This is a genomic window from Chloroflexus aurantiacus J-10-fl, assembly GCF_000018865.1.
Taxonomy (GTDB): Bacteria; Chloroflexota; Chloroflexia; order Chloroflexales; family Chloroflexaceae; genus Chloroflexus; species Chloroflexus aurantiacus.
The window spans coordinates 2,723,765-2,749,836 of the sequence record NC_010175.1; the positions used below are offsets into that span (position 1 = coordinate 2,723,765).

The following is a 26,072-nucleotide window of genomic DNA, read 5'->3' on the forward strand; positions in this document are numbered from 1 at the left end:
GACACCAGTTCTCTATGGGTATCGCTTCTTGCAAGCGAAGATATGAACAATAGTATTGACAATCAAGCCTGACTATTCGTCGCTACCCAGATATTTGTCTCCCTGTCGAGGAAAATCTTTGCGCATGGGAAAACCTTCAAACTCGTCCCACATATAGATGCGCCGCAGGTATGGATGGCCGACAAATTCGATGCCAAACAGATCGAACGCCTCACGCTCATGAAAGTTAGCTGCCGGCCAGTGTGGCGTGAGTGATGGCACGGAAGGCGCATCCCGTGGTACCCGTACCCGTAACACAATACCCGGACCGCCTGCCGGATGGTAGAACCGATAGACTAATTCAAAACAGCCGGCGTGAAGGTAATCGACCACGGCAATATCGGACAGAAAGGCATAACCGAGCGTATCGCGCACAAAAAGGGCTGCCGCAACGAGATGATCGGGGTGAATAAACGGATCGGGTGGATGAAACAGACCGGGTTGGGGGCCGTGAGCAGGTGGTGGCGTGATCGCCAGGGGTTCCACCTCGATCAGGGCATCCGGCAGCGCCGTGGCCAGTCGTGTCCGCAGATCGGTTGGTGTCAGTTCAGGCATCGTTCACCACACTCCGTTTCAAGTCGTCGGCTGCGATCTCAGGAGCGATCCCACGCGCCTTGAGCGCATTCTCAAGCTCTACTTCGGGATCCATGATTGGGAACTGGCGTACCACTTCAGGATGCTCGATCTGCCCCGAACGGTGCTCGCCATGGCTCGGCGATGTATATGGGCTGAGCAACGGCAACCCACCAACCGGATCGACCAGCTTGCCGTCGATTTCCAATCCCTTCGCCCCAAAAGTTGGTACCGGAAAGTCGCCCGTCTGCGGCTTATCGCCACTCCCGTACCAGCGCACTCGCCCAAGCTTCTGCCGGTCAATCTGCTCTTGCAACGTCATCAGAGCGTGCAGGAGTGCTTCAGGGCGTGGGGGGCAGCCGGGTACATACACATCAACTGGAATCAACAGGTCGATACCACGCAGAACATTGTACCCATCACGGAAGGGGCCACCGGATGTTGCGCAGGCCCCCATCGAGATCACATACCGCGGCTCGGCCATCTGATTATAGAGCCGCACCACCTGGGGGGCCATCTTCTTCGTCACCGTGCCGGCGACGATCATCAGATCGGCCTGCCGCGGCGACGCCCGAAACAGCTCGGCGCCAAACCGGGCAACGTCATAGCGACTCAACCCGAACGCCATCATCTCAATTGCACAACACGCCAGCCCAAACGCCATAGGCCAGATCGACGAACGACGACCCCAGTTATAAAACCGGTTCACCGTCGTCAACAAGATACCCTGGCGTTCGAGTTCGAGCTGGGTTGGATCAATCTCAGCCATGGTTACACCCACTCTAGGGCGCCTTTACGCCACTCGTAGAGCAAACCGGCAAACAGCATCAGGAGGAAGATGGTCGCTGCAATCAGGCCGTAAAGACCTACTGCATTAAATGCTACTGCCCACGGATACAAAAATATCACTTCGATATCGAAAATCACAAAGGCCAGTGCGTAGAGGTAGTATTGCACCTTGAATTGCACGTGAACATCACCTATCGCTTCCAGACCACACTCATACGTACTGGTCTTGAGCGGTGTGGGCCGCTTGGGACGCAGAAAGAAGGCTAAAACCAACGGGATCAACGGAAAGCTGATTGCAGCAACAAGGAAGATGCCTATCAACGCATAATTGGCCAGCATTGCCTATCCTCCGTGATGCAGTAACGTGTGAAGGTAATGAGAAGTATATCACAAATACGTCGCAATGCTCACAAGATTGACAGTCCCCGGCGTGAACAATTGACAATCAAGCACGAAGATTTACGCACTCGTTATTGAATGTCAGTGCAGATCAGGCCAGGATGTGCGCTGGCTGTGGCAGAGCAATTTGTCGGTAAATCTATACCAGATCTGCATTAAACTTATAACAAAAGGCTATGAACTTATTGTCGATGTGAGGAATGGTCTGGGAGCTGATAGATCAACCCATGGGCCTGCGCCAGATCGGGCAGCCTGCAACCCTCTCAGGCCGCTCCCTGTTCCAGACGTAGCTCGACCCGGCCAACACGAATCGCATCACCGGGATGCACCTCTGTCAATCCGGTCACTTCAAAGCCGTTGAGAAAGGTTCCATTCGTGCTATTGAGGTCTTCGAGCAACCAGACCCCACCCCGCCGTTCCAGCCGGGCATGTTCGCTGGAGAGGAATGAGTCGTTGAGGACAATATCGCAATGCGGGCTACGGCCAATCACCGTCACCGGATTCAATGGAAAGACCTTACCGACAGCGACTCCGCTCTGTCCAGAGCTGGTGACAACCAGTTGTCCATAGGGGCTGGCGAGCGGTGGGGCAGCCGATGTTTGGGCGAGATCGCGCCGGATTACCTGAACCACTTGCCAGAGAAAAAAGTAGAGGAGAAACACAACTGCCACGCGCAGTAAAAGCAGGATAATTCCAATCGAGATGCTGGCAATATCGAAAAACATGGATCAGCCCTCACGAAACGTCAGTTCCAGCCCACCCAGCGAAACCACGTCACCATCACGGAGTGCCCGTTCACTGATCCGTTCACCATTCACAAAGGTACCATTCGTACTCCCCAGGTCGGTCAGCCAGAAGCGACGCTGGCGATAACGCAGTTGGGCGTGTTTTCGTGAGACTCGCGTGTCTTCCAGAATAATATCGTTATCCAGGCCACGTCCGATAGTAACCGTTGTGGTAGCAATGGGCAGCGCCTGTGGTGCATTGCCGATCTGCAAGAGAAAAAAAGCACCTGATGACCGTCCGGGGGCGCGGTCGCTTTGCATAATCATCGTCATCGTCGGCTGATCGGATTGATTGTCGCGCATCTCGGCCTCGACCTGGATCGAACGCCGGGGGACGGCCGGATCTTCCGTGATCACCACCCGCGGATGATCGAGCATCGTGAAATTGCGTTCGGCGGCCAGCTCACTCAGGTAGGTTGCCAGTTCCTGCTCGATCTGCTGGCGTACCGGTTGAAAGATCGCGAAGTCTTGCGGATTCAAAAAGGCCCGGTAGCTGCTCGGCACAATCACGCGCTTGACACTAATTGTCTGGTTGCTCTCCATCGCCTTCTCTAACCGACGCGCAATCTCGACCGGTTGAATCGTACTACGAAAGATACGCGCTACCGATCCTTCGACCATCTGCTCCATAAACTGTTCAAATCGGCGTAGGGCAGACATGGCATTTCCCCCATGGCAATTGGATCAACGGCCGCTGCCGGCAAACATCTACACATACTATACCGTCATTATCGGCGAAGCGTAGATGGGTGGCAAGTTGAATGGCAGAGACACATGGTTCCGACACCAGCTTGAAACCGCTATAGCCAGGCAGGGGTACAGGCCTGCCTGTCATTACAAGAGCGATCTACAGCTCGTGACTATCTGGTCTCACGGACAACCGAACCGCTCCGCGACCTTTGCAAGACAAAACGTAACAACGTGCTTCAGGTATGTTGTGCCGGTGTTCGCACCGGCTCACCGAGGTACCGGGGTTCAAGCGTAGCCAGATCATCGTAATCACGCGCAAGATGGCGCTGCCAGGCCAGTTCGGCAAGATACGCCGGGCGCCGCAAGCGGGCTGCCGGTGCCGGCAACACAGCCCGCTCACCCAAACCGCGTTGCAGGGCAGCTATCGTCGCTGCATCGAGATCACCACAAAAGAGCGCACGCCCACTCACGTCGGCACAGAGTTCAGCGAGCGTGAGATTACGATCAGGCGCCAGGCGCTCAAGGCGATCCTGCGCCACAAAAGGAGCCGTCGCATAACGATCACGCCCCAGCCGTATCAGTGGATAGACCGGCAATGGGGTCGGCGCGTACTGGTACGCCAACGCCTCAAGGGTTGCAATCCCAATCAATGGCAGATCGCCGGCCAGTGCCATCCCCTTCGCCAGACTCAACCCTACCCGCAGACCACTCCAGCTCCCCGGTCCCAATCCGACCGCCAGCACGGTCACGTCGGCTGGTGTTGCACCGATGTAGCGCAGGAGCGCATCGATTTGTGGCAAGAGTTGCGCAGTATGGTTACGTCCCGACTCCCAGACGCTTTCGGCTAATGGGCCGTGCGCATCATAGAGAGCAAGACCGGTCAGTGCGGTAGCGGTGTCGATAGCGAGCAACATTAGCCGAACGTCTCCTCCTTAAACCTAAGCAGTAGTTCACGGTAACGCATCCCACGGGGCGTCAGCCGTATCTGCCGCTTGGTCTCGCTCACATGGCTGAGCACAATGTGTAAATGTTCTGCCGGCATTGCCGTCGCTGCCCGTTCAGGCCATTCGATCAGGCAAATGCCTTCGCTCAACCAGAGTTCATCAAGACCAATCGTAATCAATTCGGTCACATCACGCACCCGGTAGAGATCGACGTGATAGATCGGTAGCCGTCCATGGGCAGCATCGGCCCGATATTCATTGATCAAGACAAAGGTTGGGCTGGTCACCAGGCCGTCGTAGCCGAGGCCACGAGCTATACCTTTAATGAGATGGGTTTTGCCGGCACCGAGTTGACCTGAAAGCAACACCAAATCACCGGCGCGCAGCAGGTGACCAAGGCGCGCGCCGATACGTTCAGTCTGGGTCGGACTATGACTGATAAAATCGAGATCATGCGGCGTTTGGGCCGCCGACAACAGTTGATCGGTCATAGCCCTATTGTACCATAGCCGGGCATGGAAAAATTGCGGGTATGCTGTTCCCTGTCCCTGCATTCTCGCTCGCCCTTAAAGAGAGCGAGATGCGTACCGGGTATTACTTGAGATCAACGACCGGACTCAGGCCAGCCGGTGCAAAGCCACTTGCCGGTGGGATGTCTGTTGCGAGCGTAATCGTTGCTTGACGCAACTCCTGCGCAGTCCGTCGGGCTTCGTTACTAAACCCACCATCCACTGCAATCAACAAGCCGCGATCCAAACGGCGCAAAAACAGCATTTCGGCAAAGTCCTGCACATCGGCGGCAGTAATCAGAGCACGACGTTGGATGAGAACAGCGAACGGTTGCCCCGACGGCTCAGCAAGCACCAGTAAACAACGAGTGGCACGTAACTGCTCTGCGGCAATGACGTGGTAACCAAGCCGACGGGCGTGGGCGGCAGCATCACGAACTGTTACCTTCATACTCCAATCCTCCTCCATTGAGGACCTGGCCTCGCGTGCGAGCGACGGGGCAATACACTGATGGGGGAGATATTCTTCGTATAGTATACCATAAATTTTGTTTTACGTAGAACCGATTGCATTACCCGCCCCGATTCGCCGGCATTTGACAACAGGTGCTCTTTGGCACATAATCTCTTTTGAAACAATGTTTCATTAAGGAGGATCAAACGATGCGTTTCATACAACAGATAACCGTTTTGCTCGCAGGTATGCTGCTGATGGCAGCATGTGGGCAAGCACCGGCGAGTCAGCCCACCGCAGTACCGGCGACGGACAACACCTCAGCGCAACCAATGCTGGTTATGGCCAGTACCAGTATCGTGGCCGATGTTGTGCGTCAGGTCGGTGGTGATCGGGTTCAGGTCGAGACGATTGTGCCGATTGGGGCCGACACCCACGGCTTTGAGCCGACACCTCAAGACCTGGCACGAGTGAGTGAAGCCAGGGTCATCTTCACGGTTGGTGCCGGCTATGAAGAGTTTATTGATCGTCTGATCGCGAGTTCAGGGACGCAAGCTGAAGTCGTCGATCTGTCGGCGAACCTTGCCCTGCGTGCATTGACGGAAGCGGAAGCTACCGGTCATGCCCACGAGGAAGAGCACACCGACGAACACGGAACAGAGGCAGCCGGTGCTGCCGGTGATACCCACGCCGACGATCACAGCAACACGCAGGCTGACGCCCACGGTGATGAGCATGGTGATGAACATGCCGACGAGCACGGGGCAGGGTCGGTTGACCCCCATACCTGGACGGATCCGGCTAACGTGAAAATCTGGACTGATCTGATCTATACCACGCTGAGCCGTCTCGATCCAGATCACGCTGAAGCATACGCTACCCGGGCAACCGATTACAAGCGTCAGCTCGATGATCTTGATCGCTGGATTGCCGATCAATTTGCCTCTATCCCGGCAGAACGGCGCTTACTCGTCTCTGACCACATTATCTTTGGCTATATGGCCGATAAGTACGGGTTACGCCAGTTGGGGGCAATTATTCCTGGGGTAAGTTCGAGTGCCGCCCCCTCGGCTCAGGAATTGGCAGCGTTGCAAGACCTGATTGCCGACTATGGCGTGACGGCCATCTTTGTTGGTAATGTTGCGAATCAGCAGATCGCCGAGCAGATCGCTCGCGATACCGGCGTGCGCATTATCACCGTGTTAACCGAGTCGCTGACCGATGCGAACGGGCCAGGCGCGACGTACCTCGACTACATGCGCTTTAATGTCCAGGCAATTGTTGATGGGTTGCGTAGTTAATCTACGTTCTCGCGTACAATAGAGCAGCATCAGTGATGCTGTCACCATCACTGATGCTGCACCGGTTTTTATGCCTGAAGGAAGGCGATTATGACAGCTTCATCAGTCATCGCACCGACAGTTGCCGATCCGGTAACGACGGTTCCCGCGTTAGATATTCGTCATCTCACCGTCCATTACCGGCAGAACGAGGCGCTACACGATGTCTCGGTGACTATCAATGTGGGTGAGCAAGTGGCAATTGTCGGGCCAAACGGTGCCGGTAAAAGTACCCTACTGAAAGCTATCGCCGGCCTTCAACCGATTACCAGCGGCGAGATTCGCTATTTCGGCCAAGAGCGGGTCGCGCCGAATGAGATTGCCTACGTGCCTCAGCGGTTGCAGATCGACTGGCGCTTTCCGGTTTCGGTCAGTGATGTGGTTTTAATGGGCCGGGTCGGTCGCATTGGTCTCTTCCGTCGTCCTTCTCAGCATGACCGGCAGCTTGCCCAACGAGCGTTAGAACGGGTTGGGCTGGCAGCGTTTGCCAATCGCCAGATCGGTCAGTTGTCAGGCGGTCAGCAACAGCGGGTGTTTCTGGCGCGAGCGTTGGCGCAAGAAGCACGCCTGTTATTAATGGATGAACCACTGGTTGGGCTGGATATTCCCTCGCAAGACGAGATCTTTCGCACCCTGGCTACGCTACGCCAGGAAGGCGTCACCGTCTTGACGGCGCTGCACGATCTGCAGCAGGCAGCGCGCTATTTTGATCGGGTGATGCTCCTCAATCGTAGCCTGATTGCGTGCGCACCGGCTCGCGCAGCCTTCACTGCTGCCCATCTGGTCGCTACCTATGGCGGGCATCTTCATCTCTTGCAGAGTGGTGATGGGCTGCTTACTGTCGCTGATAGTTGTTGTAATCCTGATCCGGATGGCGGTCTATGATCGATTTTTTTACTGCCCCCCTGGCCTACTCATTTATGCAACGCGGCTTGCTGGCGGCGCTGCTGGTCGGGGTTATCTGTGCGGTGGTTGGCGTCTATGTCGTGCTGCGCGGCATGGCCTTCTTGGGTGATGCGCTGGCGCATACGATGTTGCCCGGCATTGCAGTCGGCTATCTCCTAAACGGTGCTGATCGTGGTGCACTCTTCTGGTGGGCACTGGGCACAGCACTGGTCAGTTCATTCTCAATTGGGGCAATTAGTCGCGCCGCCCGCATCCGTGAGGATACCGCCATTGGTATCGTCTTCGCCGCGATGTTTGCCCTGGGAGTGGCCTTGATCTCAACGGTACGCAATTCGGCTGTTGATCTATCACATTTTCTCTTCGGCAATATTCTCGGCGTTAGCGAGTATGATCTCTGGCGCATTGCCGTGTTGGGCCTGATCGTCATCGCGCTCATCATCCTCTTCTACAAGGAGTTGATGGTCGTTACGTTTGATCCGGTGCTGGCTACCACCCTGCGCTTGCCGGTTCGCTTCTTCGATCTGCTGTTGCTGGCGTTGCTGGCCGTGTCGATTGTGGTGGCGATTCAGACGGTTGGGGTGGCCTTAACCCTGGCGATTTTGGTCACACCGCCGGCAACGGCTGCCTTCTTGACCCATCGCATGCACACGATGATGCTGGTGGCAGCATTGCTGGCAATCGTCGCCGGGGTAGTCGGTCTTTACGCTTCCTATTACTTCAGCATTGCTTCCGGCGCGGCTATTGTACTTACCAGCACGGCCATCTTTGTACTGGTTTGGGCCGGTTCCCGCCTGTCTCACCGGACAGCCTGATCCTGTAGTACAATTGTTGCAGTACAGGCATGAATGCCTGCCATAGTTCGCTCTGCCGGGGTGCCGGCGGAGGTGAGGCAACAATGACGGGTCGGCTATTACTGGTTTTCAGTGTCTTGGTGATGCTGTTTACCACACCGGTTGTCCAGGCGCAGCCGCCGGCAGGTGCGCGATTGGCGCTCAACCGCTGTGGCGCAGGTGATACCGTGCAGTACACACTGGCGGTTGCCGGTGCAGTTATCCCCGATGCGCTGATTCCTGGCGGGATTGAGACACCCAGTTACACTGAGGCTTTTGCCGCACTGCGTCCATTCCTGACGGCTGCCGATTTGGCTATGGCGACGCTGGCCGGGCCACTGGCCGGCGAGGCATTACCTGCTCTGGCTCCTGCGTTAGCCGAGAGTAATCTGCTCTTGTTGGGGACTGCTCAGCCGCGCTTGCTCACTCTTGGCCCGACTGGTGTTGATGCTACCCTGCAAAATCTAAGCCGCTACGGCATTTTTCAACACGGTGCGGTGGCAGATGGCGAGACCCATCCCCCCTTTCTCAAGGTGACGGTACCCCATCCGGCTTCACCGCTGACCCTTGGCTTTCTCAGTGCCACCTGGGGTTTGGAAGGAAATGCCGATCCTCGCAATCAAATTCATCTACTTGCCAATACTGCCGGTATTTTGCCCAATATCAGTGCTGCAATTGAGCAGGCCCGGCAGGAGACCGATCTGGTTGTTGTGATGGCAGCCTGGGGTCAACCCACCGACCCTGATCCGCCCCAGGCCCGGATCAATGCTGCCCGTAATCTGATTGCTGCCGGTGCCGATCTGGTGATTGGGAGTATCCCCGGCGAGACCGCAACGGTCGATTGGGTGCGCGCTGCGGATCGCGAAGGGCTGGTCATATTTTCTGCCGGTGATCTGATCGGTACCGCTACCACTCCGGCTGCCCTCATGTACATCGGTGTGACCCGCGATGAAGACGGGGCAGCCCGTGTCAGTGGTCTCCGTTATCTGCCGATCACGCCTGGTAACGGTGCCCAGGGGCCGACGCCGTTACCAACAGTCCCGCGTGAGTTTGCCCTGCTGATGGGTGATCCCGGTCAATTGCACGCTGTGCCATCCGTACCGCCAACCGGCAAGATCGAAGTTTGTCCGGCACTGGTGTTACCGGAAGCACCGCAAACCCCGATTACCGGCGACTTTGCCCGCTTTTATCAGACCTTCGGTGGGGAACAGACACGTTCTCTCATCGAGGGGATTGCGTTGCTCGGTCTACCATTAGGGCCGGTTACCCGCGAGCTGGCCGGTGATTGTCGTCAAGAGGTTGCCGTGTTGTACACTGAACGTCAGCGATTGGAGTTGCATCCGGGTAATGACTGGCCCAATCGGGTGCTTGGCTCGCATGTCGGGGTCGTCGCCTTTCGGCTTGGTTATCCGGATCAGCCGGTAACACCGCGTACCGATCTGAGTGATCCGTCCGCTTTCGCTGATCCACTGTTCCGCAGTTTCTATGAACGGTATGGTGGGATTAGTGTGTTTGGCTACCCGATCAGTGGCGCACTAACCGAACGTGACCCCAATACCGGACGTGATTTGATCGTGCAGTACTTTGAACGGGCTAGGTTTGAGCTTGATCCCATGGTGCCGTTACCCGCCGATCCACTCTGGCAGGTGCGTTTGGGGCTATTGGGGCGTGAAGTGGGTTCACAGGTATCTGCGCTACTGTGCCCGACGGCTCCTGCGTCGGCGAGTGCTGCTGCACTGGCAACCGCTACACCGGTCACATCACCGGCCACGGTGGTCGGCGCAGTGCAGAGCAGCGGTGATGGATTTCCGTTGCTTCTCGGCGCGATAATTGTCGTATCATTGATACTGGTTGGACTGATTTTGTCGGCAATATACGATCTATACCTTTTCAGCCAGCGCTACGTACAACCGGCGGCTCGTTCTACCCGGAGTGGTTATCGCATGGACACCGGTGCCCGTTCATCAGCACGTGATGCCTGGCAGGAGTCGCTGCGCGGTTTTTCACGTCGCGACAGTCAACCGGCACCCCAAACTGAGACTACCAAACGTTCCTGGCTGGGCAAGATGTTCAAAGGTCGTGACTCCGAACAGTCCTCGACCCAGCGCCAGACTCCGGGATGGCGCCAGCCAACCCGCACCGCCTCGCGCAACACTCAGCCACCCCAGGACTTGCCAGAACCATCGGCGGCTACCGGCCAGGCTGCTGACGACCGACCGCAAACACTACGGGTTGCGCTAACTCCGAATGCTTCCCGTATGCCTGCTGCCTCGCCCCCATCGGCCATTGATCCGCTCAACGGCGACGAACTGGCTGAATGGTTCGATACCGCCGATGAGGCGTCGGTCACCGATCATCGCCAGGGCCGTCTGGATGGCTATATCGGCGATCAACCGGTCGAGTGGAACGATTTGCCACCCGCCGAACGCGAGCGCTGGCTGGCGGAGCTTGGCCCACTGACCGATGATAGCGCTGCCGATGTCCCGCCCGCTGAATGGTCACGCTGGCAAGATGAACTGACCGGCACAACCTCGCCAATGACGGCTGACCTGCCAGCACCAACCACGCCGGACACACCATTTGAAGAAACAACACAGCAGTTCAAGTCAGATGCCGACTCTGGGACTACCCTGGGGCATCGTCCCGACGACGATGATTTACTGCGGAAACTGCTTGGCATATAATAGTGTCAGCCGGGCACAAAGCCGTCTCCAGACGGTTGATTCGCAAACAGTTGAATGATATACTGCTCGCATCAACGAACGTATATACCTGTCTGCGGAATTGCAGGTTATTACTCAACATAGAGGAGAAGAGCGTATGCCCCAGACGCGACTGGTGATCGCCGACGATGAGTCAATCATCCGCATGAACCTCAAAGAGACTCTCGTCAGTCTTGGCTATCTGGTGGTTGGCGAAGCCGGTGACGGTGTGAGTGTGATCAATCTCGCCCGCGAGCTGCGCCCCGATCTGGTCTTGATGGATATCAAAATGCCGAAACTGGACGGCATTCAAGCTGCTCGCATCTTGACCGAAGAGAAGATTGCGCCGGTGCTGCTGCTCACGGCCTACTCTGACCGCGATCTGGTCGAGCGGGCCAAAGAAGCCGGTGTCGTGAACTATATTGTCAAGCCCTTCCGCGAAGCCGAACTGCTACCGGCGATTGAGATTGCCATTGCCCGCTACCAGGAGTTTCTGGAGATGGATCGCCAGGTTGCCGATCTGAAAGAGACACTTGAGACGCGCAAACTGGTCGAGCGGGCCAAGGGCATCTTAATGGACACCCAGGGCTTGAAAGAGGCCGAGGCCTTCCGCAAGATTCAGCAGCTCTCGATGAACACCCGCAAGTCGATGAAGGAGATTGCCCAGGCCATCCTTCTCGCCCACGAGATTTAAGGTGCCTCTGCGCAACAGGCACTCCCGTCTTGATTATGAGGTGCGGACGACGCAAAGTGGCTATCAATTGCTACAACGGCTAAGCCGCTTTGCGTCATACCGGTTACCGGTGGCGGCTATCTCGGTACGCTGGCAGATAACCCCTCCACGTTTGGGCTGCAATGTCATCTTCTGAGCCGACATCATCGCCACTTGTCCAACTACGAGCGAATGCGAACAACCAGAGCCGCTGCAATGTCATCTTCTGAGCCGACATCATCGCCACTGCCATCACCCTCGTCCCGCTGGCGACACTACGTCCGCCTGCTGGTACCGCATCTGCTGACCATCCTGATCAGCCTTGGCCTCTTCACCCTGCTGCAAACCTGGCTCCAGCCTGCACCAATCCCGGCTGAACCGCAGATTGCCACGGTCACGCCACTGCCGACCATCCCCCCCACACCAATCCCTACCCCCCAACCGACCTTGCCACCGGTGCCGGTAGACGAGGGACTGATCCGGCTCTCCATCCTCGATCTTCAGGCCGAAAACGCCCGCTTACGAACTGCCACCCACCTGCTGCGCGCTGCCATCACCCTCGACGAAGCGGTCAACGCCCTGCAGCGCAACGACATGGCCGAAGCTGATCGAGCGTTGATGACCGCCCGACGGGCACTGGATCGGGCCTACAACCTCAGCACCGAGCAGCAAAAAGGCCCTATCGATGTCATTCGCCTCCAGATCAGCCAGATTCGCGATGATCTCGGCGTGCGGCCAGAGGGCGCCGACCGACGGTTGTGGCAGGTACGTCGGCTGATTTTGACACTGGTGGATGAATAACATACGTCCCGCGTCCATCCATGTTCCGCTCCAGGCCGTATAATACCAGTAGTACGTCTCTGCACAAGGCGAGGATGTCATCCGTTGAATTCAGTTGTCGGCTAACCGTGGTGGTTTTGCTGACGGCAACTCTCTCGATAACCACATTCGGCAAAGGACTGCTATGTATCGCGATCCCTCAATTCGCTCTTCCGAGATAACTCCAGAGTCGCTCTACCTGAGCCGACGGGCCTTGTTAGGTGGCATCGGCGCACTGGGTGCCGGCCTCGTGCTGAGCGCCTGTGGTCTGAATGTTCCCTCAGATCGTCCGGGGCAGGCAGTAGCACCCGACGATACCACCCCCCGCGACGAGCTTGGCGATCCGGCCAACAGCTTCGAGCAGATCACCAACTACAACAACTTCTACGAATTCACGACCGACAAAGAAGCGGTTGCGCACCGGGCCGCCGGTTTCGTGACCCACCCCTGGACAGTAGAAGTGACAGGGATGGTACACAAGCCACGGATCTTTGCTATCGAAGATATCCTCTCGATGTTCGACCAGGAAGAGCGCATTTATCGTCTACGCTGCGTCGAAGGGTGGTCAATGGTCATCCCCTGGCAGGGTTTCCCGCTCCACAAACTGCTGACCATCGTCGAACCAACTGCACAGGCCCAGTTCGTTCGCTTCGAGACCCTCTACGACCCTGATCAGATGCCAGGGCAGCGTGACCGCTACTTCCCATGGCCCTACGTTGAAGGACTACGCCTCGATGAGGCAATGCACGACTTAACGATCCTGAGCACCGGCCTCTACGGTCGTACCCTCTTGCCGCAAAATGGCGCCCCACTGCGCCTGGTAGTTCCATGGAAATACGGCTTCAAAAGCATCAAATCCATCGTCAAAATTGAACTAACCGATACCATGCCGGTATCGTTGTGGATGGCAGTCGCACCGCATGAATACGGCTTCTACGCCAACGTCAATCCCGACGTTCCCCATCCACGCTGGTCGCAGGCCACCGAACGGCGCATCGGCGAGCTTGGCCGGCGCAAAACGTTGCTCTTCAACGGCTATGCCGAACAGGTCGCTGCCCTGTACGCCGGGATGGATCTGGCCCGTAATTACTAGAACTTATTTCATAAAAGCTGTGCTGTCGTGCTCCCAGCCTATCGCACATGCGCATGAACACCTGCTAATCGCCAACAACAGCATATCCTGCTTCCAGTCTGCCGATGTGACAGGAGGAGAGCTACCGCCCATCGCCAGTGCCATCACGCGCCGAATAGGTTGCCTTGCCCGCTCGTCATGCCCGTGTCGCGAAGTTTGGAATGCGGCAGCCATACTGCCGCGCCAGCCGCGCTCACGATCCGGTGCGTGGCACGCTGTTGACCCGGCTGGTCACGGCTCTTGCTCCCGGCAACCGGTATGGCAGCGAAGAGGCTACCGCCCATCGCCAGTGCCATCACGCGCCGAATAGGTTGCCTTGCCCGCTCGTCATGCCCGTGTCGCGAAGTTTGGAATGCGGCAGCCATACTGCCGCGCCAGCCGCGCTCACGATCCGGTGCGTGGCACGCTGTTGACCCGGCTGGTCACGGGGATGCTGTTATTCCGTACATCTATCTACAGATCAATCACGTGGCAGATTGAATCCTTCCCGCTCCGCAGGCATGGGTTGCTTTGGAGGGCGGCGGCCTGGTTTCCGCCATCGCCGTGATCAATACCAGAGGTGTATTGTACCGCTCACCCTGCTGATGATAGCTACAACATACGATAATCATCTGGCCTCTCAAGAATTGGTGAGCTATTGTCGCCATCACCATGATCTGGCAGTTGTCAGCCAGCTCCTCTTCATCATCATATGGTCAGATTGAAGGAACTGCGATATATTGAAATAGGCATCCAACCACGAACATTCACAGGTATCGAAACCTACAAGCCTATGTCTGGCAAACTAGCAGCACCACACATATCGCCTTTACTCCGCATCATTCCCCATATAATCGGCCTGCTCCCACTCGTGCTACTCATCGGTGATGGGCTGGCTGATCGCCTAACCGTCAATCCGATTCAATACCTGACCCAACGTACCGGCTGGTTCGCCCTGATACTCCTGTTGGCGACCCTGGCATGTACCCCGCTAAACCGTTGGTTTGGCTGGAAGCAGGTCATGCGCTGGCGTCGTCCGCTCGGCCTCTACAGTTTTGGCTATGCCGGCCTGCACCTTGCCATCTTTGTGGCCCTGGATTACGGCTTCGATCTCAGCCTGATCCTGCAAACAATCAGCGAGAAGCGCTACATCATTGCCGGTTTACTGGCCTTTGCCCTCCTCTTGCCCCTTGCCATCACCTCGACCAGTGGCTGGCAACGGCGACTAAAACACTGGTGGCGCCGCCTGCACCGCCTGGTCTATCTGGCCGCAATCCTGGCCGTGATACACTACCTGTGGCTGAGCAAAGACCCCCGTCCGGCGTTAATCGCCGGCGGTCTGTTAGGAATTTTGCTGCTGAGCCGCCTTATTGGCAGACAAAGCTGGCAGCGTATGGTACAATGGAGCCATGAGCGAATTAAAAGACAAATTAGTTCTCGTCGTTGATGACGAGCCGCGCATGATCACATTCATGCGCATGAATCTTGAACTGGAAGGCATGCGGGTGACAACCGCCACCAATGGCCGCGAAGCGGTCGAAAAGGTGCGCGAAGAGATGCCCGACATCGTCTTGCTCGACATCATGATGCCGGTGATGGACGGTTTTGAGGCGCTCCGGCGTATCCGCAGCTTCTCCCAGGTACCGGTGATCATTCTTACCGCCAAAGATGAAGAAGAAGATCGGGTGCGTGGTCTGGAACTTGGGGCGGATGATTATGTTGGCAAGCCCTTCAGCCAGCGCGAACTGGTAAGCCGTATTCGGGCAGTCCTGCGCCGCCATTACACCCAACCTCCCATCCCTCAAACCCTGGTGAAGGTTGATGATCGGTTAAGTATCGACTTTGCCCGCCGCGAAGTGTTGGTCGATGGCAAGCGCGTCAATTTGCGACCAACCGAATACCGCCTGCTTTACCATCTGGTTCAGAATGCCGGTTACGTGCTAACCCACGAGATGCTGCTGAGCAAGGTGTGGGGGCCAGAATACCGCGACGAAAGTCACTATCTGCGTTTGTACATCACCTATCTGCGCCAGAAGATCGAAGAAGATCCATCCAACCCAAAATATATTCTGACCGAACGCGGCGTTGGCTATCGCTTTGTCGATTTTCCCGGGGCGCGCCGCATCAATGCTACCGATGTACCGGTGTGACGTAGTCCCTGTCTTATCCATCCACGACCGGCTACAGCGCGTTAGTTTCTCTCCCTCAATATTCTGCTACGAGAGCAAGATTGACTTCCGCCCCCCTCCTTACCTATCCCCAGCGGGGGGAATTGTGGAGAGGCGCCCCCGCTGGGCGGAGGCATTCCCCCGCACTCAGCGGGGCTATGCATTACCCATAACGCGAATACTGCATTGCCCGCGTGCCGGAGCGGGTCGGGGGAGTGATGAAGAACGTGCTCCCCAGCCGGGAGCTGGGAGCGCGCGCCGGAGGCGCGCATGGTGCCGGTACCAGTGCTGGAGGGAGGAGCCAGGCGCAAGCTCCCGCCCCTGGCGGCATGCACAAACGGCCAGGACAGATGATCGAACCCAACGTCTACCTTATCAGGCCGCCCTCGATCAAACGTCTGCCCTCCCCTCTCCCACCCCCAGCGGCTATGCCTTACCCACAACTGGTGTCAACCACGTGCGTATCAGCAGGTATGATCGCCATGGATGCTGTTGTGGGCGACTGGCCCGATGGCAGTGTGCCGCTCCAGCCGTGCTATCACGTGCTGGATGGATTGCCGTACCCGCTCGTCAGGCGCGTGTCGCGCAGTTTGGCGTGCGGCAGCCATGCTGCCGCGCCAGCCGCGCTCACGATCCGGCGCGGATTGCAGCGGACACCCGTGCCGGTACGTTCCCCTGATGATGGGGATGGCTGAGCACAGGCCGGCAGCCTGCCCCTCCGCGTGCTGGTGCCGGTAGTGTGGAGGGGCGGGTTCGGTAGGGGCGGGTTGAGAACCCGCCCCTACGGACGGTGCCTGTGCCGTTCACCTGACCTTCCACGGGATGCGGTGGACGGGAATGTCGTGCATCGCGGTTGTTCAGAGGTAATCGCAGCCGCTACGCTCCCCGCTCCCGCGCAGCGCTATGCCTTACCCATACCCAGGTTGTCAACCGCTTCGCCCATCAGTCGAACCTGTCTCATTGTACGCGATCCTGGGCACTATCGCGTCACCCTGCTGTCGCGTGGGTCGTACGTCACGAACGGAAAGCGGATGATAGCAGCGGAGGTAGCCGTTGGATCAGACCATGGGGAAGACGTCCAGCCTGCGCACTAGCGGCCATGGCCAGCCCCTGCCGGCGGTGGCGAGGATGCCTCCACGCGGGCCACGGGGAGCGCGTGCAGACCGGCCTAACGCAGCGTGACATGTGGGTAATGCATAGGGGAGCGCGAGCCTCCAGCTCGCTCACCACCCGGTCTGCGTAGATGACTCCCGCCCCCAGCGGGGGCGGGCTGGGGTGGAGGTGAACCCTACCCCACACCTCTCACTGTAGGCGCCTATGCATTACCCACAACTGGTGTCAACCACGTGTGTATCAGCGGGTATCGCCATGGGTGCTGTTGTGGGCGACTGGTCCGGTGACAGGGCGCAGCTCCAGCCGTGGTATCACGTGCTGAATGGGTTGCCTTACACGCGCATCATGGGCGTGTCGCGCAGTTTGGAGTGCGGCAGCCATGCTGCCGCGCCAGCCGCGCTCACGATCCGGCGCGTGGCATACCGTTACCCATCCTGGTCACGAGGGTGCTAAATGTGCTCGGGCCGATCATCGAGTCGGTCAGGCATGCGTGCGATCCCTGTGCGTAAACGGTTACGTTGCGAGAGATTCGTGCCTGTACACCAACGGCCACGGCCAGCACCTGACGGCGGTGGCGAGGATGCTTGCACGCAGGCTGGAAGCCTGCACCACGGGGAGCCGCCACGGGGAGTGCGTGCAGCCCGGCCTAACGCAGCGTGACATGTGTGTAATGCATAGCCCAGTAGAGGCGGGCTGGGGTGGGGGTGTTTCGCCTCACCCATCTGAAAACAGCAAAAGTATCACCCTGGCCCTGACCTTGAGCGATACACACTGTGCGCAAACGATGGTCTACCCTGGAAGCGCGAGCCTCCGGCTCGCTCATCACCCTGCACGATCCGCAGTGCTTTCACCAGCGGAATGTTCCCCCTGGGAGCGCGAGCCTCCAGTTCGCTCACCACCCGGTCTGCGCCGATGACTCCCGCCCCCAGCGGGGGCGGGCTGGGGTGGGGGTGATACAAAGACAGAAACCAGGTAAGAGGAAAGCGGCGTATCACTCCCACTGGGAGCGCGAGCCTCCGGCTCGCTCATCACCCTGCCTGTACAATATCATTTATCTGACAGATTGGCTATTGGTTGGCAGCACGACTTCCACACGTCAAGACGCAGTGAGGGTACTGTCTGCCGAAGACGGATGTGGATGCATATCAGGCTCACTTCGCCATTCCACAGGCCGCCAGCAACCGTTCAGGTTGACCGCGGTAATCGTCCCAGCGCAGATCACCGCGCACGATACCCCCCAACACCTGCCAGAGACCGGCATTGACCGGCGTCTGTAACCCGTGGGCGGTGGCGGCTGCGGCCACCGCGCCGTACAAGAACTCCCCTTCGGAACGGCTACGTCCCGCGCGCAGATCACGGAGCAGCGACGGATCTTTACCGCCCCGGCCACCGGCTACCCGCTGGCGCAAAATCGGATCGAGGATGATCGGTGGTAGCCAGCGAATGCCGAAGGCCAGCAGTGCCGCCGGATAGCGGGGTAAATTGACCGGTCGTATCCCCATGCGTTGCATCACGGCCAGCGCCTCACGCACGGCGGTCCGTTCCAGTGCCACCAGCCGGCGGTCGGCGTAGACCTGCGCAACCGACCAATCGAGAATCGCAGCAGTCGCATTTCCTAGCATATTCAACAGCGCTTTCGACCATTTCATAGCGCGGTAGTCGTGATAACGCTGGACAGTAAAGCCTGCATTGCTCAGCGCCGTTTCGGCCAGTGTGAGATTACTTGTTCCGCCTACCGGCGCTAACCCAATTCCACCCGCTTTCGTCACAGTGATCGTCGTGGGGCCGGTAGCGTCAACCGAGGTTGTAATTGCGCCGGCAATAATCCGATCCGCGCCAAAAGCCTGGGCCAGCGCTTCTTCGTTGCCCAGCCCATTTTGCAGCGTCAGGATGGATCCAGGATTGAGGTCGCGTAAGGTGGCAATCGCCCCGTTCGTATCGTAGCCTTTGACACACAAGATTGCCAGCGCCGGTTGTTGAAACGCTGCTGGTAAATCGGCTACTGCACCGGCAACCGTCAAACCGGTTAGTGAACATGCCCCGATACCACTCACCTGTAACGGTGTGGCTTGCAACGCCGCTGCGCCGTTTGGGCGGGTCAAAAGCGCGACCGGCTGCCCGTTGCTGGCCTGGGCCAGCCGTGAAAGGAGCAACAACCCGATTGCCCCCCCACCGACAATGACGATGGTCATTGATTCCTCCTCTATACACACTCGCCTTCAGTATAGCGGAAAATCTGGTTGCTACGACATTGAGCAGGAGGGTATTGTGACGTGTCTTCGTGGTGCAACTTGTGGTAGCATGGTAGTGCAGGATCCGCGATAGATCAGGAAACAAAAGGTATGGCAACACCACCACAAGTTGGCGAGATGGCTCCCGACTTTACCCTTCCGAACGAAGCCGGCGAACCGGTCTCACTCAGCCAGTTTCGCGGCAAGCGGGTTATTCTCTACTTCTACCCCAAAGACGATACTCCCGGTTGTACATCACAAGCCTGCGGTTTCCGCGACTCATACCCGGTCATTGAAGAAAAGAACGCCGTCGTGATCGGGATCAGTCCTGATGGCACCAAATCCCACGCCAAATTCAAAACGAAACACAACTTGCCTTTCATCCTGTTAGCCGATGAGCAGCACAGTGTTGCCGAGGCGTATGGGGTGTGGGGCGAGAAGTCGATGATGGGCAAGAAATATATGGGCATCATTCGCTCCCACTTCGTCATCGATGAAGAGGGTCGCATTGTGCAGGCTGAAATTAAAGTGAGTCCCGCCGATAGTGTCAAACGCGCTCTTGCAGCGCTGGGCTTATAGTCGCCGCGTGCCATGGCGAGAGCGATTTACGCAGCTGTATAATCCATTCTCTTATCAGGGAGCGTCACATTGAGTGCGGAAGCGTTGTTTCCGTACTCAATACACGCGACACGTGATACCTGGGATAAAGCAGAGAAACCGTTGTGTAGCGCTGAAATTAAAGTGAGTCCCGCCGATAGTGTCAAACGCGCTCTTGCAGCGCTGGGCTTATAGTCGCCGCGTGCCATGGCGAGAGCGATTTACGCCGCTGTATGACCCACTCCCTGATTAGGGAGCGTCACATTGAGTGCGGAAGCGTTGTTTCCGCACTCAATACACGCGACACGTGATACCTGGGATAAAGCAGAGAAACCGTTGTGTAGCGTGGTTAGTGCGGCGATCCGGTCTGCGTCTTTAGACAGCGATCATTGATCAACCGACCCGGCTATCTCGATACCGTAGCGTTCTTCATCACCGCCCCGCAATCGCTTCCACAGTGTCAGGCGGGTACATCGTCTGCATGACCAGACTTGTCTAATACCAAATCCGCTCTGTCGAGTCTGATCTGGGCACGTTCCCTCTTATCTGCACCTACATCATGTTGCGCAACAATACATCTTGTGGGGAACGGGCAGTCGCTATCGTTTTCATATCAATACCCAGTGCCGTAATCGTTTGCGCCATCGCCGGTGAAATACCGGTGATCACTGCCTCACACCCGATCAGCCGGAGCGCCTGCACCGTCTGCATCAGACTCTGAGCAGCCATGGTGTCAAAGGCCGGCACACCCGCCACATCAATCACGATCAGCTTCACGCGGCGTTCGCTAACCACACTGAGTAACCGTTTTAACAGCGTATCAGCTCGCTGATGATCGATCTGACCAACAATCGGTGCCAGCAACACCTGATCGGCAATCTCGACCGTTGGGGTTTCCAGCGATTGCACCACGTTCCGTAACATATGTTCCGTGCGCTGTAATTGGGCTGTTTGTTGCTCTAACTCCTGAGCATGTACTTCGACCTGTTGAGCGTGCAGCCTGGCCCGGACTGCTTCAGCAGTCGCCTGCTGGGCAAGACCTTCCAACCGTTGTAGGAGATAGCGAAATGGGATGAGGGTCAGCATGTTGGTGGCCAGATACAGTCCAATCGAACCGGCCCAGTCTTCGATGGTATCTTGAACGGCCAGTGTCTCTGGGGTTACAAAAGACGCATTGCCCGTCACATAGATGGCTGCTGTGATCATCATGACGATCAGCGAAAGAATGAGCGCGACGATACTTCCCAACCGATCAAAATAGATCAATGCCAGCACATTAATACCGAGCCAGAGAATGCGTCCACTCCCCACCAGTCCAAACGTTACCAGCAGAAAGGTCGCAATCGCTCCCAGTACAATCAGGAGCAGCAGAGCGCGTATCTTTGCCTGTAAGCGTCGTACCAAAGAAATGACGACAATGGACAGATAAGTAAGGAAGTATATTCCAATATACGGTAACGCTCGTTCACCTGCCGCACTGTAATCTGCCCACGAACCAACGATGAGCGCAATACCCCCCAGAACGACTAGTGCCCATAACAGGTTACTGAGAATCTGCTCTCGCCATTGCTGAACTATTGTATGAGCATTGTTGGGAGTTTGTACGTTCGTCATGACATATCTCCAGGCATCGTAAACAGGCAAAACTGTAATCTGCAATCAGTCTGCGTGTAGATGCGTACATGGCGGATCAACAAAAAACATTTGTGCAATTGTAACACCGCTATCAGTGTACTGACAAATATGGTAAAAAATCGATCTACCGCTCTGTTCAATCTGGCGCGATGCCTATCAGGACGCCGTTGCATAACTGGAGTGCCAGTCGGCCATCTTGTTCAACGACAGGCATTGCTAAATGTTTATGAGGCTGGTATTCAACCGCATCGGTAATCTGTACACGTTGACCATCAGCCACAATGAAGGTAAACGGTATGCCCCATTCAGCAATTGCCCGCACAAAGGCGTAGGCCCGTTGTACCGACCATTCCGCAGTCAACACAAAGTCCTGTGTCCGGGGTGAAGGAAAGTAACTGCCACCCGCTGCCTGGGGTGACGGTCGCCACTCTGCACTGGTGATCTGGCTGAGTGCGGTCGGTAACATTGTGGCGGCGCATTGTCCGGCGAGTGTTTCCAGCGTATGTAGACGCTCGCCGGGCGGTAGATCAAACCATTCCTGGCAGACAATCGGGCCGTGATCAAAGTCCGCATCCATCAGGTGCAGGGTCATTGCCGTGCGCGTCCAGCCCAATCGCAACGCCCAGAAGAGTGGTTCCGGGCCACGGAGTTCTGGTAATGGCGATGGGTGCAGGTTGAGCCAGCCGTAGCGTGGTATCTCAAGCAATGCTGCCGGGATGCGCCAGGGCCAGCAGGCAACAATCGCGAGGTCTACCTTCTGCCGACGCAACTGCTCACCGATCTCGGCAATAGCATCTCGCCGAACGGCATAGCGCGGAATCCCGGCTGCATCGGCAATGGTAGCCGCTGTTGCCGGTGCGAGTAGCGTAGGGTTGCGTGCAGGTGCAGCCGCCGGTAACTGGGTCAACGCCGGCATACCCGCCGGTGCCGGATGCACCAGCCCGATCACCTCAACCGGCAACCTCAGCAGACCCTGCAAGACTGGTAGTGCCATCGGGCCTGGAATGGCAAAGAGAACGATGCGCATGGTTATACTTTGCTTTCGGGTATAATACTCATGGTATTACCGTTTGTACACACGAAAGAAAGAGCTATGGCGCGAATGGTGCATTGTGTCAAATTCGGTCGCGAACTTCCCGGTCTGGATCGGCCACCCTTCCCTGGCCCGCTTGGGCAGCGCATCTACGAACAGGTGTCGGCCCAGGCCTGGCGACTGTGGCCACAACAGGCAACGCTGATTATCAATCATTATGGCCTGAGTTTAGGCGATCCGAATGCGCAGCAAATCCTGATGAAAGCCATGGAAGAGTTCTTTTTCGGCGAAAATGCTCCTATGCCTGAAGGGTGGACACCACCAACCGCTGCTCCGGCGAAGGGAGGGCCGCGTCGCAAATAGGACTGATGTGGGAGTTATTAGCGTGTGTGCCACTCCCGCTCTGCCCTACAGGCTAACGGTAGACGGCACCAGCTCGATTGCCGGAACGATGGTGAAGCGCAGGCAGGCATGTGCGGCGCGCAGTGCTGACTCGACGGTCGCCGGATCAGAACCACGAGCAAAGATGAAGCCGAGATAGCTGTCACCCTCTGGTAGGGGTGTCAGCGGGTAATTGAGCGGTGCCGTAATTTCGACTGCCTCAATACCGGGAATTGCACATGCCTCAGCCACTCCATCAACGGCGCGTAGGATACCGGCTTGTGGGATCGGTATCATCATCACCCCACCCGCCTGTCCCTCGCGACTGAGGGTGTCCACAGGTAGACCGGCAGCCTGGCGCAAAATCAATTCCTCTAAAGAGGCATCAGTGCCGAAACGTAATGTTCGCGAGCATAAACCGCCGATGCTGCGGTTAGCTAACTCGATCATCCACGGCCCGCACTCGTTGATCCGCAGCTCGGCATGCAACGGCCCACGCTCTAACCCCACAGCCCTGGCCGCTGCTGCGGTTACTGCACAAATTGCCGCTTGCGTTGCTTCCGGTAGGCGTGATGGTGTGACGTAGATCGTCTCTTCAAAAAACGGCCCATCGAGCGGGTCAGGCTTGTCGAAAAGCGCCAGTACCTGTACCTGGCCGTGATCGATCAATCCCTCCAGCGCAACCTCAAATCCCGGCACAAAGTCTTCAATCAAGAACTCATGCACCCCTGCCCCTTCAATCCGGTCGAGCAAGGCGGCGAGGCGGCGGATTGCCGCGAGGCACTGGGCCGGGTTATCGGCCCGGATAACGCCGCGACTGCCGTTGAGGCGCAGGGGCTTGACAACACAGGGAAACGTGACCGACTGCACCAGCGTCGGTAGATCGTCGGCGGTGGTGCAGAGGCGAAACGCCGGTGACGGTACTCCGGCACGGGCGAAGAGCTGACGCATCAGATGTTTGTCACGAGCAGCAGCGGCGGCTTCTGGCCGATTGAAGGGCAGCCCAATATCGGCACAGGCCAGCGCCGCCAGTTCAACCCCACTGTCGTCAACCGGTAGGATAGCGCTCAACGGTTGGTTAGCGTGCAAATTGCGGATGGCCTGCAATGCTGCTGCCTGATCACTAAAATCAATCAATAAGCGCCCCGGCAATGGCCGACTCAAGGCGGGTGGGGTGTCTTCAGCAACCGTTATCTGGACACCGATCCGCCCGGCTGCATCCAGAAAGGCTGGCAGCCGGTACGATGATGGTGTGGTGAGCAACAACAGATGTGGACGCATACCGATCTCGGTCATAGCTGTCGCATTCCCGTACACAGGCTACAAATATTTTGCCATCAACTGGCTGTCTGTCGGTTCAGCACAACAGTACCACGGTTCGCTCAGCCTTGGCACCGGTGCAGCATCTGGCACGGTCGCCGGGCGCGGGCCAGGGCCAATAATCCGATCACACAGGTCGAGCAGTCGCAGATAGAAGCTGCTGCGCGACTCGCCACACTGCTCGCTGCACTGGGCAAGCGCCATCACCTCGCGTTGTAACGTGTCCATCGCCGGGTCGGGATGCCGCCAGGGGTACACCAGCGCCTCCGGATCGAACGGCTCAACCAGCGCCTGTACATCGGGCAGCTCAAGCAACCGCGATCCTTCAGGTATGAGCAGCCGTAAGCCGTACTGAACCGGAGCAACACTCTCGATCAGGCCCAATTCAGCGATACCAAGCAAAAAGTCGCGATACACCTGGCGTGTTGTCCACGGTGTAAAGGCCACGAATGTTGCATTCAGGGCAATATCGTGTTCCCGTAGAAGCTGAACCGCACGCACCACATCGGCCCGGCTGTGACGTTTGGCAAAGCGGGTCAGGATGGTGTCATCGAGCGCTTCAACGGCGCTCACGACCATGATACAGCCGGTTGCGCGTAGTTCCGGCAACAGATGAGCATACCGAATGATGTGCTCGATCTTGATCGTGACATCGTAGGTCAGGTCGGGAAACTCGGCGTGCATAGCGCGCACAATCGGTAAGACGTGGCCGGGGCCATTCAGAAAATCCGGGTCGCCAAAGGTGATATGGCGCGCTCCGGCAGCGACCTGTGCCCGGATGTCGGCCAGCACGGTTGAGCGCGGTACCACGCGAAAATGCCCGTTGTAAACCGGGACAACCGGGCAGTGACGGCAGAGGTGTTTGCAGCCACGAGTTGTTTCGGTATACCCGGCCAGATGGGTCTTGCCACCGCTGATCAACGTTGCATAGCGGTCGAGAGGCGGTAAGCCGTTCCGGTCAGGCGGGATGAGATCGAGCCGATTGAGGAGAATGGTGTCGGCAACTGACGGGCGTTTGCCGGCGGCTATGTGCTGCCAGATCGCCGTGAGCTGTTCCTCAACTTCGCCACCCAGGCAACAATCGGCCCCAGCCTGATGCAGGATTGCGGCATTGAGCGGAGCGTACAGTCCGTAGCAGACAATATATGCGTTTGGTGCTGCTGCCCGCAGGTGTGGCAACATATCCAACGCCAGCCGGGTGGCCGTGTGCATCGGTACCGAGATTCCGATTAGTGCGGCATTGGCGGCCATTTCTGCCGTCAACGGTGTGACACTGGTGTCAACACAAACCACATCTGCCCCTGCCCGGCGTAGCCACGCGGCGGGTGATGCCAGGCTGAGCGGTTGGTGGCCAAGTTCATAGGTTGAGATAAGTAAGACGTTCATGATGATATTGTACTCCAAACTGAGATGTTGACGAACAGCGGGCCATCAGGATGTTACATCAAATCTGGTGTAATATCAGACACACGAGAACGTATTTCATAAAAGCTGTGCTGTCGTACTTCCAGACGGTCGCACAGGCGCATGAACGCTTGCCCATCGTCAACGCCGGTATATCCTGCTCCCAGGCTGCCGGTATTGCAGCAGGGAGGGCTAATGAGCTTCTTCGGCGCCATCACGCGCTGGATTGGTTGCCTTGCCCGCTCATCATGTGCGTGTCGCGACGTTTGGAAATCATCGCTCCAGGCAACCCATTCGCCGTAATACGCTTATCAGGCACGTGTCGCGACGTTTGGAGTGCGGCAGCCATGCTGCCGCGTCAGCCGTGCTCACGATCCGAAGCGTGTCACGCCGTTGACCATGCTGGTCACGAGGATGCTGTATGTGCTCGCCACAATCATTGAGTCGATCTGTAATGAATCTAGTCAATGTTTTTTGCAATAGATGCTATCCAAATCATCACTCTTTCCGTCCCATAGCAGTGGCACCGGCGATTGACGAGTGCGGGCCACCTGCTCTCTCCACGGGGAGCGGTATCGACGCCGTGGC

At 57.4% G+C, this 26,072-nt stretch carries 27 protein-coding genes; 12 read left to right on the top strand and 15 right to left on the bottom strand.

Going from position 1 to position 26,072, the window contains the following annotated elements; all coding sequences use genetic code 11:
- Positions 1-72: 72 nt before the first annotated feature.
- From CAUR_RS10365 to CAUR_RS10400, 8 genes are all read right to left on the bottom strand, one after another.
- Positions 73-594: an NADH-quinone oxidoreductase subunit C gene (locus CAUR_RS10365; protein ID WP_012257854.1), complete on the bottom strand. Its 522-nt coding sequence runs from the start codon at positions 592-594 to the stop codon at positions 73-75.
- The gene (locus CAUR_RS10370; protein ID WP_012257855.1) at positions 587-1,381 is read right to left on the bottom strand and encodes an NADH-quinone oxidoreductase subunit B; all 795 of its coding nucleotides are present in this window, start codon (positions 1,379-1,381) and stop codon (positions 587-589) included. Before CAUR_RS10370 ends, CAUR_RS10365 begins: the two co-directional genes overlap by 8 nt.
- Positions 1,382-1,383: 2 nt before the next feature.
- Positions 1,384-1,740, bottom strand: coding sequence for an NADH-quinone oxidoreductase subunit A (locus CAUR_RS10375; RefSeq protein WP_012257856.1), 357 nt, complete (start codon positions 1,738-1,740; stop codon positions 1,384-1,386).
- Between the two features lie 323 nt (positions 1,741-2,063).
- Positions 2,064-2,525 (bottom strand): FHA domain-containing protein, encoded by a 462-nt coding sequence (locus tag CAUR_RS10380; RefSeq protein WP_012257857.1) that lies wholly within the window; start codon positions 2,523-2,525, stop codon positions 2,064-2,066.
- A gap of 3 nt (positions 2,526-2,528) precedes the next feature.
- Positions 2,529-3,245 (bottom strand): FhaA domain-containing protein, encoded by a 717-nt coding sequence (locus CAUR_RS10385; protein ID WP_012257858.1) that lies wholly within the window; start codon positions 3,243-3,245, stop codon positions 2,529-2,531.
- 266 nt (positions 3,246-3,511) lie between these two features.
- Positions 3,512-4,189 carry a tRNA (adenosine(37)-N6)-threonylcarbamoyltransferase complex dimerization subunit type 1 TsaB gene (gene tsaB, locus CAUR_RS10390; protein ID WP_012257859.1) on the bottom strand — a complete coding sequence of 226 codons (678 nt, stop codon included), beginning with the start codon at positions 4,187-4,189 and terminating at the stop codon, positions 3,512-3,514.
- Positions 4,189-4,710, bottom strand: coding sequence for a tRNA (adenosine(37)-N6)-threonylcarbamoyltransferase complex ATPase subunit type 1 TsaE (gene tsaE / locus CAUR_RS10395; RefSeq protein WP_242604905.1), 522 nt, complete (start codon positions 4,708-4,710; stop codon positions 4,189-4,191). The genes tsaB and tsaE overlap by 1 nt, the downstream gene beginning before the upstream one ends.
- A gap of 103 nt (positions 4,711-4,813) precedes the next feature.
- The gene (locus CAUR_RS10400; RefSeq protein ID WP_012257861.1) at positions 4,814-5,179 is read right to left on the bottom strand and encodes a hypothetical protein; all 366 of its coding nucleotides are present in this window, start codon (positions 5,177-5,179) and stop codon (positions 4,814-4,816) included.
- Between the two features lie 212 nt (positions 5,180-5,391).
- On the opposite strand from CAUR_RS10400, the gene CAUR_RS10405 reads away from it, so the two are divergent.
- The 8 genes from CAUR_RS10405 to msrP all read left to right on the top strand — a co-directional run bounded on the left by CAUR_RS10405 (position 5,392) and on the right by msrP (position 13,584).
- Positions 5,392-6,483, top strand: a complete 1,092-nt coding sequence (locus tag CAUR_RS10405) for a metal ABC transporter substrate-binding protein (RefSeq protein WP_012257862.1) — start codon at positions 5,392-5,394, stop codon at positions 6,481-6,483.
- 90 nt (positions 6,484-6,573) lie between these two features.
- A complete protein-coding gene (locus CAUR_RS10410) occupies positions 6,574-7,407 on the top strand; it encodes a metal ABC transporter ATP-binding protein (RefSeq protein ID WP_012257863.1) in 834 nt (277 codons plus the stop codon).
- The gene (locus CAUR_RS10415) at positions 7,404-8,240 is read left to right on the top strand and encodes a metal ABC transporter permease (protein ID WP_012257864.1); all 837 of its coding nucleotides are present in this window, start codon (positions 7,404-7,406) and stop codon (positions 8,238-8,240) included. Before CAUR_RS10410 ends, CAUR_RS10415 begins: the two co-directional genes overlap by 4 nt.
- A gap of 83 nt (positions 8,241-8,323) precedes the next feature.
- Positions 8,324-10,942, top strand: coding sequence for a CapA family protein (locus CAUR_RS10420; protein WP_012257865.1), 2,619 nt, complete (start codon positions 8,324-8,326; stop codon positions 10,940-10,942).
- Between the two features lie 136 nt (positions 10,943-11,078).
- Positions 11,079-11,654: an ANTAR domain-containing response regulator gene (locus tag CAUR_RS10425; RefSeq protein ID WP_012257866.1), complete on the top strand. Its 576-nt coding sequence runs from the start codon at positions 11,079-11,081 to the stop codon at positions 11,652-11,654.
- Positions 11,655-11,694: 40 nt separating this feature from the next.
- Entirely contained in the window at positions 11,695-11,829 is a 135-nt protein-coding gene (locus tag CAUR_RS21760; protein ID WP_273068779.1) for a hypothetical protein, read from the top strand.
- 59 nt (positions 11,830-11,888) lie between these two features.
- Positions 11,889-12,473, top strand: coding sequence for a hypothetical protein (locus CAUR_RS10430; RefSeq protein ID WP_015909150.1), 585 nt, complete (start codon positions 11,889-11,891; stop codon positions 12,471-12,473).
- 163 nt (positions 12,474-12,636) lie between these two features.
- A complete protein-coding gene (msrP, locus tag CAUR_RS10435; protein WP_012257868.1) occupies positions 12,637-13,584 on the top strand; it encodes a protein-methionine-sulfoxide reductase catalytic subunit MsrP in 948 nt (315 codons plus the stop codon).
- 143 nt (positions 13,585-13,727) lie between these two features.
- On the opposite strand, the gene CAUR_RS10440 is transcribed toward msrP, so the two are convergent.
- Positions 13,728-13,988, bottom strand: coding sequence for a hypothetical protein (locus CAUR_RS10440; RefSeq protein WP_083772560.1), 261 nt, complete (start codon positions 13,986-13,988; stop codon positions 13,728-13,730).
- Positions 13,989-14,395: 407 nt separating this feature from the next.
- On the opposite strand from CAUR_RS10440, the gene CAUR_RS10445 reads away from it, so the two are divergent.
- Positions 14,396-15,049 carry a protein-methionine-sulfoxide reductase heme-binding subunit MsrQ gene (locus CAUR_RS10445; RefSeq protein ID WP_012257869.1) on the top strand — a complete coding sequence of 218 codons (654 nt, stop codon included), beginning with the start codon at positions 14,396-14,398 and terminating at the stop codon, positions 15,047-15,049.
- On the top strand, positions 15,012-15,752 hold the full coding sequence (locus CAUR_RS10450) for a response regulator transcription factor (protein ID WP_012257870.1): 741 nt from the start codon (positions 15,012-15,014) through the stop codon (positions 15,750-15,752). The genes CAUR_RS10445 and CAUR_RS10450 overlap by 38 nt, the downstream gene beginning before the upstream one ends.
- 482 nt (positions 15,753-16,234) lie before the next feature.
- On the opposite strand, the gene CAUR_RS10455 is transcribed toward CAUR_RS10450, so the two are convergent.
- Complete coding sequence (locus CAUR_RS10455; RefSeq protein WP_157866432.1) at positions 16,235-16,378, bottom strand: hypothetical protein; 144 nt, start codon at positions 16,376-16,378, stop codon at positions 16,235-16,237.
- A 1,656-nt stretch (positions 16,379-18,034) separates the two neighbouring features.
- Entirely contained in the window at positions 18,035-19,075 is a 1,041-nt protein-coding gene (locus CAUR_RS10460; protein ID WP_012257871.1) for a ketopantoate reductase family protein, read from the bottom strand.
- A 150-nt stretch (positions 19,076-19,225) separates the two neighbouring features.
- Here CAUR_RS10460 and bcp point away from each other — a divergent pair, with 150 nt between their 5' ends.
- Positions 19,226-19,693: a thioredoxin-dependent thiol peroxidase gene (gene bcp, locus CAUR_RS10465; protein ID WP_012257872.1), complete on the top strand. Its 468-nt coding sequence runs from the start codon at positions 19,226-19,228 to the stop codon at positions 19,691-19,693.
- 570 nt (positions 19,694-20,263) lie between these two features.
- Here the strand turns inward: bcp and CAUR_RS10475 are convergent.
- A complete protein-coding gene (locus tag CAUR_RS10475; protein ID WP_012257873.1) occupies positions 20,264-21,325 on the bottom strand; it encodes an STAS domain-containing protein in 1,062 nt (353 codons plus the stop codon).
- Positions 21,326-21,482: 157 nt separating this feature from the next.
- On the bottom strand, positions 21,483-22,373 hold the full coding sequence (locus CAUR_RS10480; protein ID WP_012257874.1) for a methionyl-tRNA formyltransferase: 891 nt from the start codon (positions 22,371-22,373) through the stop codon (positions 21,483-21,485).
- A 66-nt stretch (positions 22,374-22,439) separates the two neighbouring features.
- Here CAUR_RS10480 and CAUR_RS10485 point away from each other — a divergent pair, with 66 nt between their 5' ends.
- Positions 22,440-22,742 (top strand): oxidative damage protection protein, encoded by a 303-nt coding sequence (locus CAUR_RS10485; protein ID WP_044233591.1) that lies wholly within the window; start codon positions 22,440-22,442, stop codon positions 22,740-22,742.
- A gap of 45 nt (positions 22,743-22,787) precedes the next feature.
- Here CAUR_RS10485 and CAUR_RS10490 read toward each other — a convergent pair whose 3' ends face one another.
- Together CAUR_RS10490 and CAUR_RS10495 are read right to left on the bottom strand one after the other, a co-directional pair.
- A complete protein-coding gene (locus tag CAUR_RS10490; protein ID WP_012257876.1) occupies positions 22,788-24,056 on the bottom strand; it encodes an ATP-grasp domain-containing protein in 1,269 nt (422 codons plus the stop codon).
- Between the two features lie 24 nt (positions 24,057-24,080).
- Positions 24,081-25,466 carry a CUAEP/CCAEP-tail radical SAM (seleno)protein gene (locus tag CAUR_RS10495; RefSeq protein WP_012257877.1) on the bottom strand — a complete coding sequence of 462 codons (1,386 nt, stop codon included), beginning with the start codon at positions 25,464-25,466 and terminating at the stop codon, positions 24,081-24,083.
- Positions 25,467-26,072: the final 606 nt, after the last annotated feature.

Bases quoted from the DNA above. Each gene is read 5' to 3' on its own strand.
- CAUR_RS10365 (WP_012257854.1), bottom strand. From the start codon at position 594: ATGCCTGAACTGACACCAACCGATCTGCGGACACGACTGGCCACGGCG.
- CAUR_RS10370 (WP_012257855.1), bottom strand. From the start codon at position 1,381: ATGGCTGAGATTGATCCAACCCAGCTCGAACTCGAACGCCAGGGTATC.
- CAUR_RS10375 (WP_012257856.1), bottom strand. From the start codon at position 1,740: ATGCTGGCCAATTATGCGTTGATAGGCATCTTCCTTGTTGCTGCAATC.
- CAUR_RS10380 (WP_012257857.1), bottom strand. From the start codon at position 2,525: ATGTTTTTCGATATTGCCAGCATCTCGATTGGAATTATCCTGCTTTTA.
- CAUR_RS10385 (WP_012257858.1), bottom strand. From the start codon at position 3,245: ATGTCTGCCCTACGCCGATTTGAACAGTTTATGGAGCAGATGGTCGAA.
- tsaB (WP_012257859.1), bottom strand. From the start codon at position 4,189: ATGTTGCTCGCTATCGACACCGCTACCGCACTGACCGGTCTTGCTCTC.
- tsaE (WP_242604905.1), bottom strand. From the start codon at position 4,710: ATGACCGATCAACTGTTGTCGGCGGCCCAAACGCCGCATGATCTCGAT.
- CAUR_RS10400 (WP_012257861.1), bottom strand. From the start codon at position 5,179: ATGAAGGTAACAGTTCGTGATGCTGCCGCCCACGCCCGTCGGCTTGGT.
- CAUR_RS10405 (WP_012257862.1), top strand. From the start codon at position 5,392: ATGCGTTTCATACAACAGATAACCGTTTTGCTCGCAGGTATGCTGCTG.
- CAUR_RS10410 (WP_012257863.1), top strand. From the start codon at position 6,574: ATGACAGCTTCATCAGTCATCGCACCGACAGTTGCCGATCCGGTAACG.
- CAUR_RS10415 (WP_012257864.1), top strand. From the start codon at position 7,404: ATGATCGATTTTTTTACTGCCCCCCTGGCCTACTCATTTATGCAACGC.
- CAUR_RS10420 (WP_012257865.1), top strand. From the start codon at position 8,324: ATGACGGGTCGGCTATTACTGGTTTTCAGTGTCTTGGTGATGCTGTTT.
- CAUR_RS10425 (WP_012257866.1), top strand. From the start codon at position 11,079: ATGCCCCAGACGCGACTGGTGATCGCCGACGATGAGTCAATCATCCGC.
- CAUR_RS10430 (WP_015909150.1), top strand. From the start codon at position 11,889: ATGTCATCTTCTGAGCCGACATCATCGCCACTGCCATCACCCTCGTCC.
- msrP (WP_012257868.1), top strand. From the start codon at position 12,637: ATGTATCGCGATCCCTCAATTCGCTCTTCCGAGATAACTCCAGAGTCG.
- CAUR_RS10440 (WP_083772560.1), bottom strand. From the start codon at position 13,988: ATGGCTGCCGCATTCCAAACTTCGCGACACGGGCATGACGAGCGGGCA.
- CAUR_RS10445 (WP_012257869.1), top strand. From the start codon at position 14,396: ATGTCTGGCAAACTAGCAGCACCACACATATCGCCTTTACTCCGCATC.
- CAUR_RS10450 (WP_012257870.1), top strand. From the start codon at position 15,012: ATGAGCGAATTAAAAGACAAATTAGTTCTCGTCGTTGATGACGAGCCG.
- CAUR_RS10455 (WP_157866432.1), bottom strand. From the start codon at position 16,378: ATGGCTGCCGCACGCCAAACTGCGCGACACGCGCCTGACGAGCGGGTA.
- CAUR_RS10460 (WP_012257871.1), bottom strand. From the start codon at position 19,075: ATGACCATCGTCATTGTCGGTGGGGGGGCAATCGGGTTGTTGCTCCTT.
- bcp (WP_012257872.1), top strand. From the start codon at position 19,226: ATGGCAACACCACCACAAGTTGGCGAGATGGCTCCCGACTTTACCCTT.
- CAUR_RS10475 (WP_012257873.1), bottom strand. From the start codon at position 21,325: ATGACGAACGTACAAACTCCCAACAATGCTCATACAATAGTTCAGCAA.
- CAUR_RS10480 (WP_012257874.1), bottom strand. From the start codon at position 22,373: ATGCGCATCGTTCTCTTTGCCATTCCAGGCCCGATGGCACTACCAGTC.
- CAUR_RS10485 (WP_044233591.1), top strand. From the start codon at position 22,440: ATGGCGCGAATGGTGCATTGTGTCAAATTCGGTCGCGAACTTCCCGGT.
- CAUR_RS10490 (WP_012257876.1), bottom strand. From the start codon at position 24,056: ATGACCGAGATCGGTATGCGTCCACATCTGTTGTTGCTCACCACACCA.
- CAUR_RS10495 (WP_012257877.1), bottom strand. From the start codon at position 25,466: ATGAACGTCTTACTTATCTCAACCTATGAACTTGGCCACCAACCGCTC.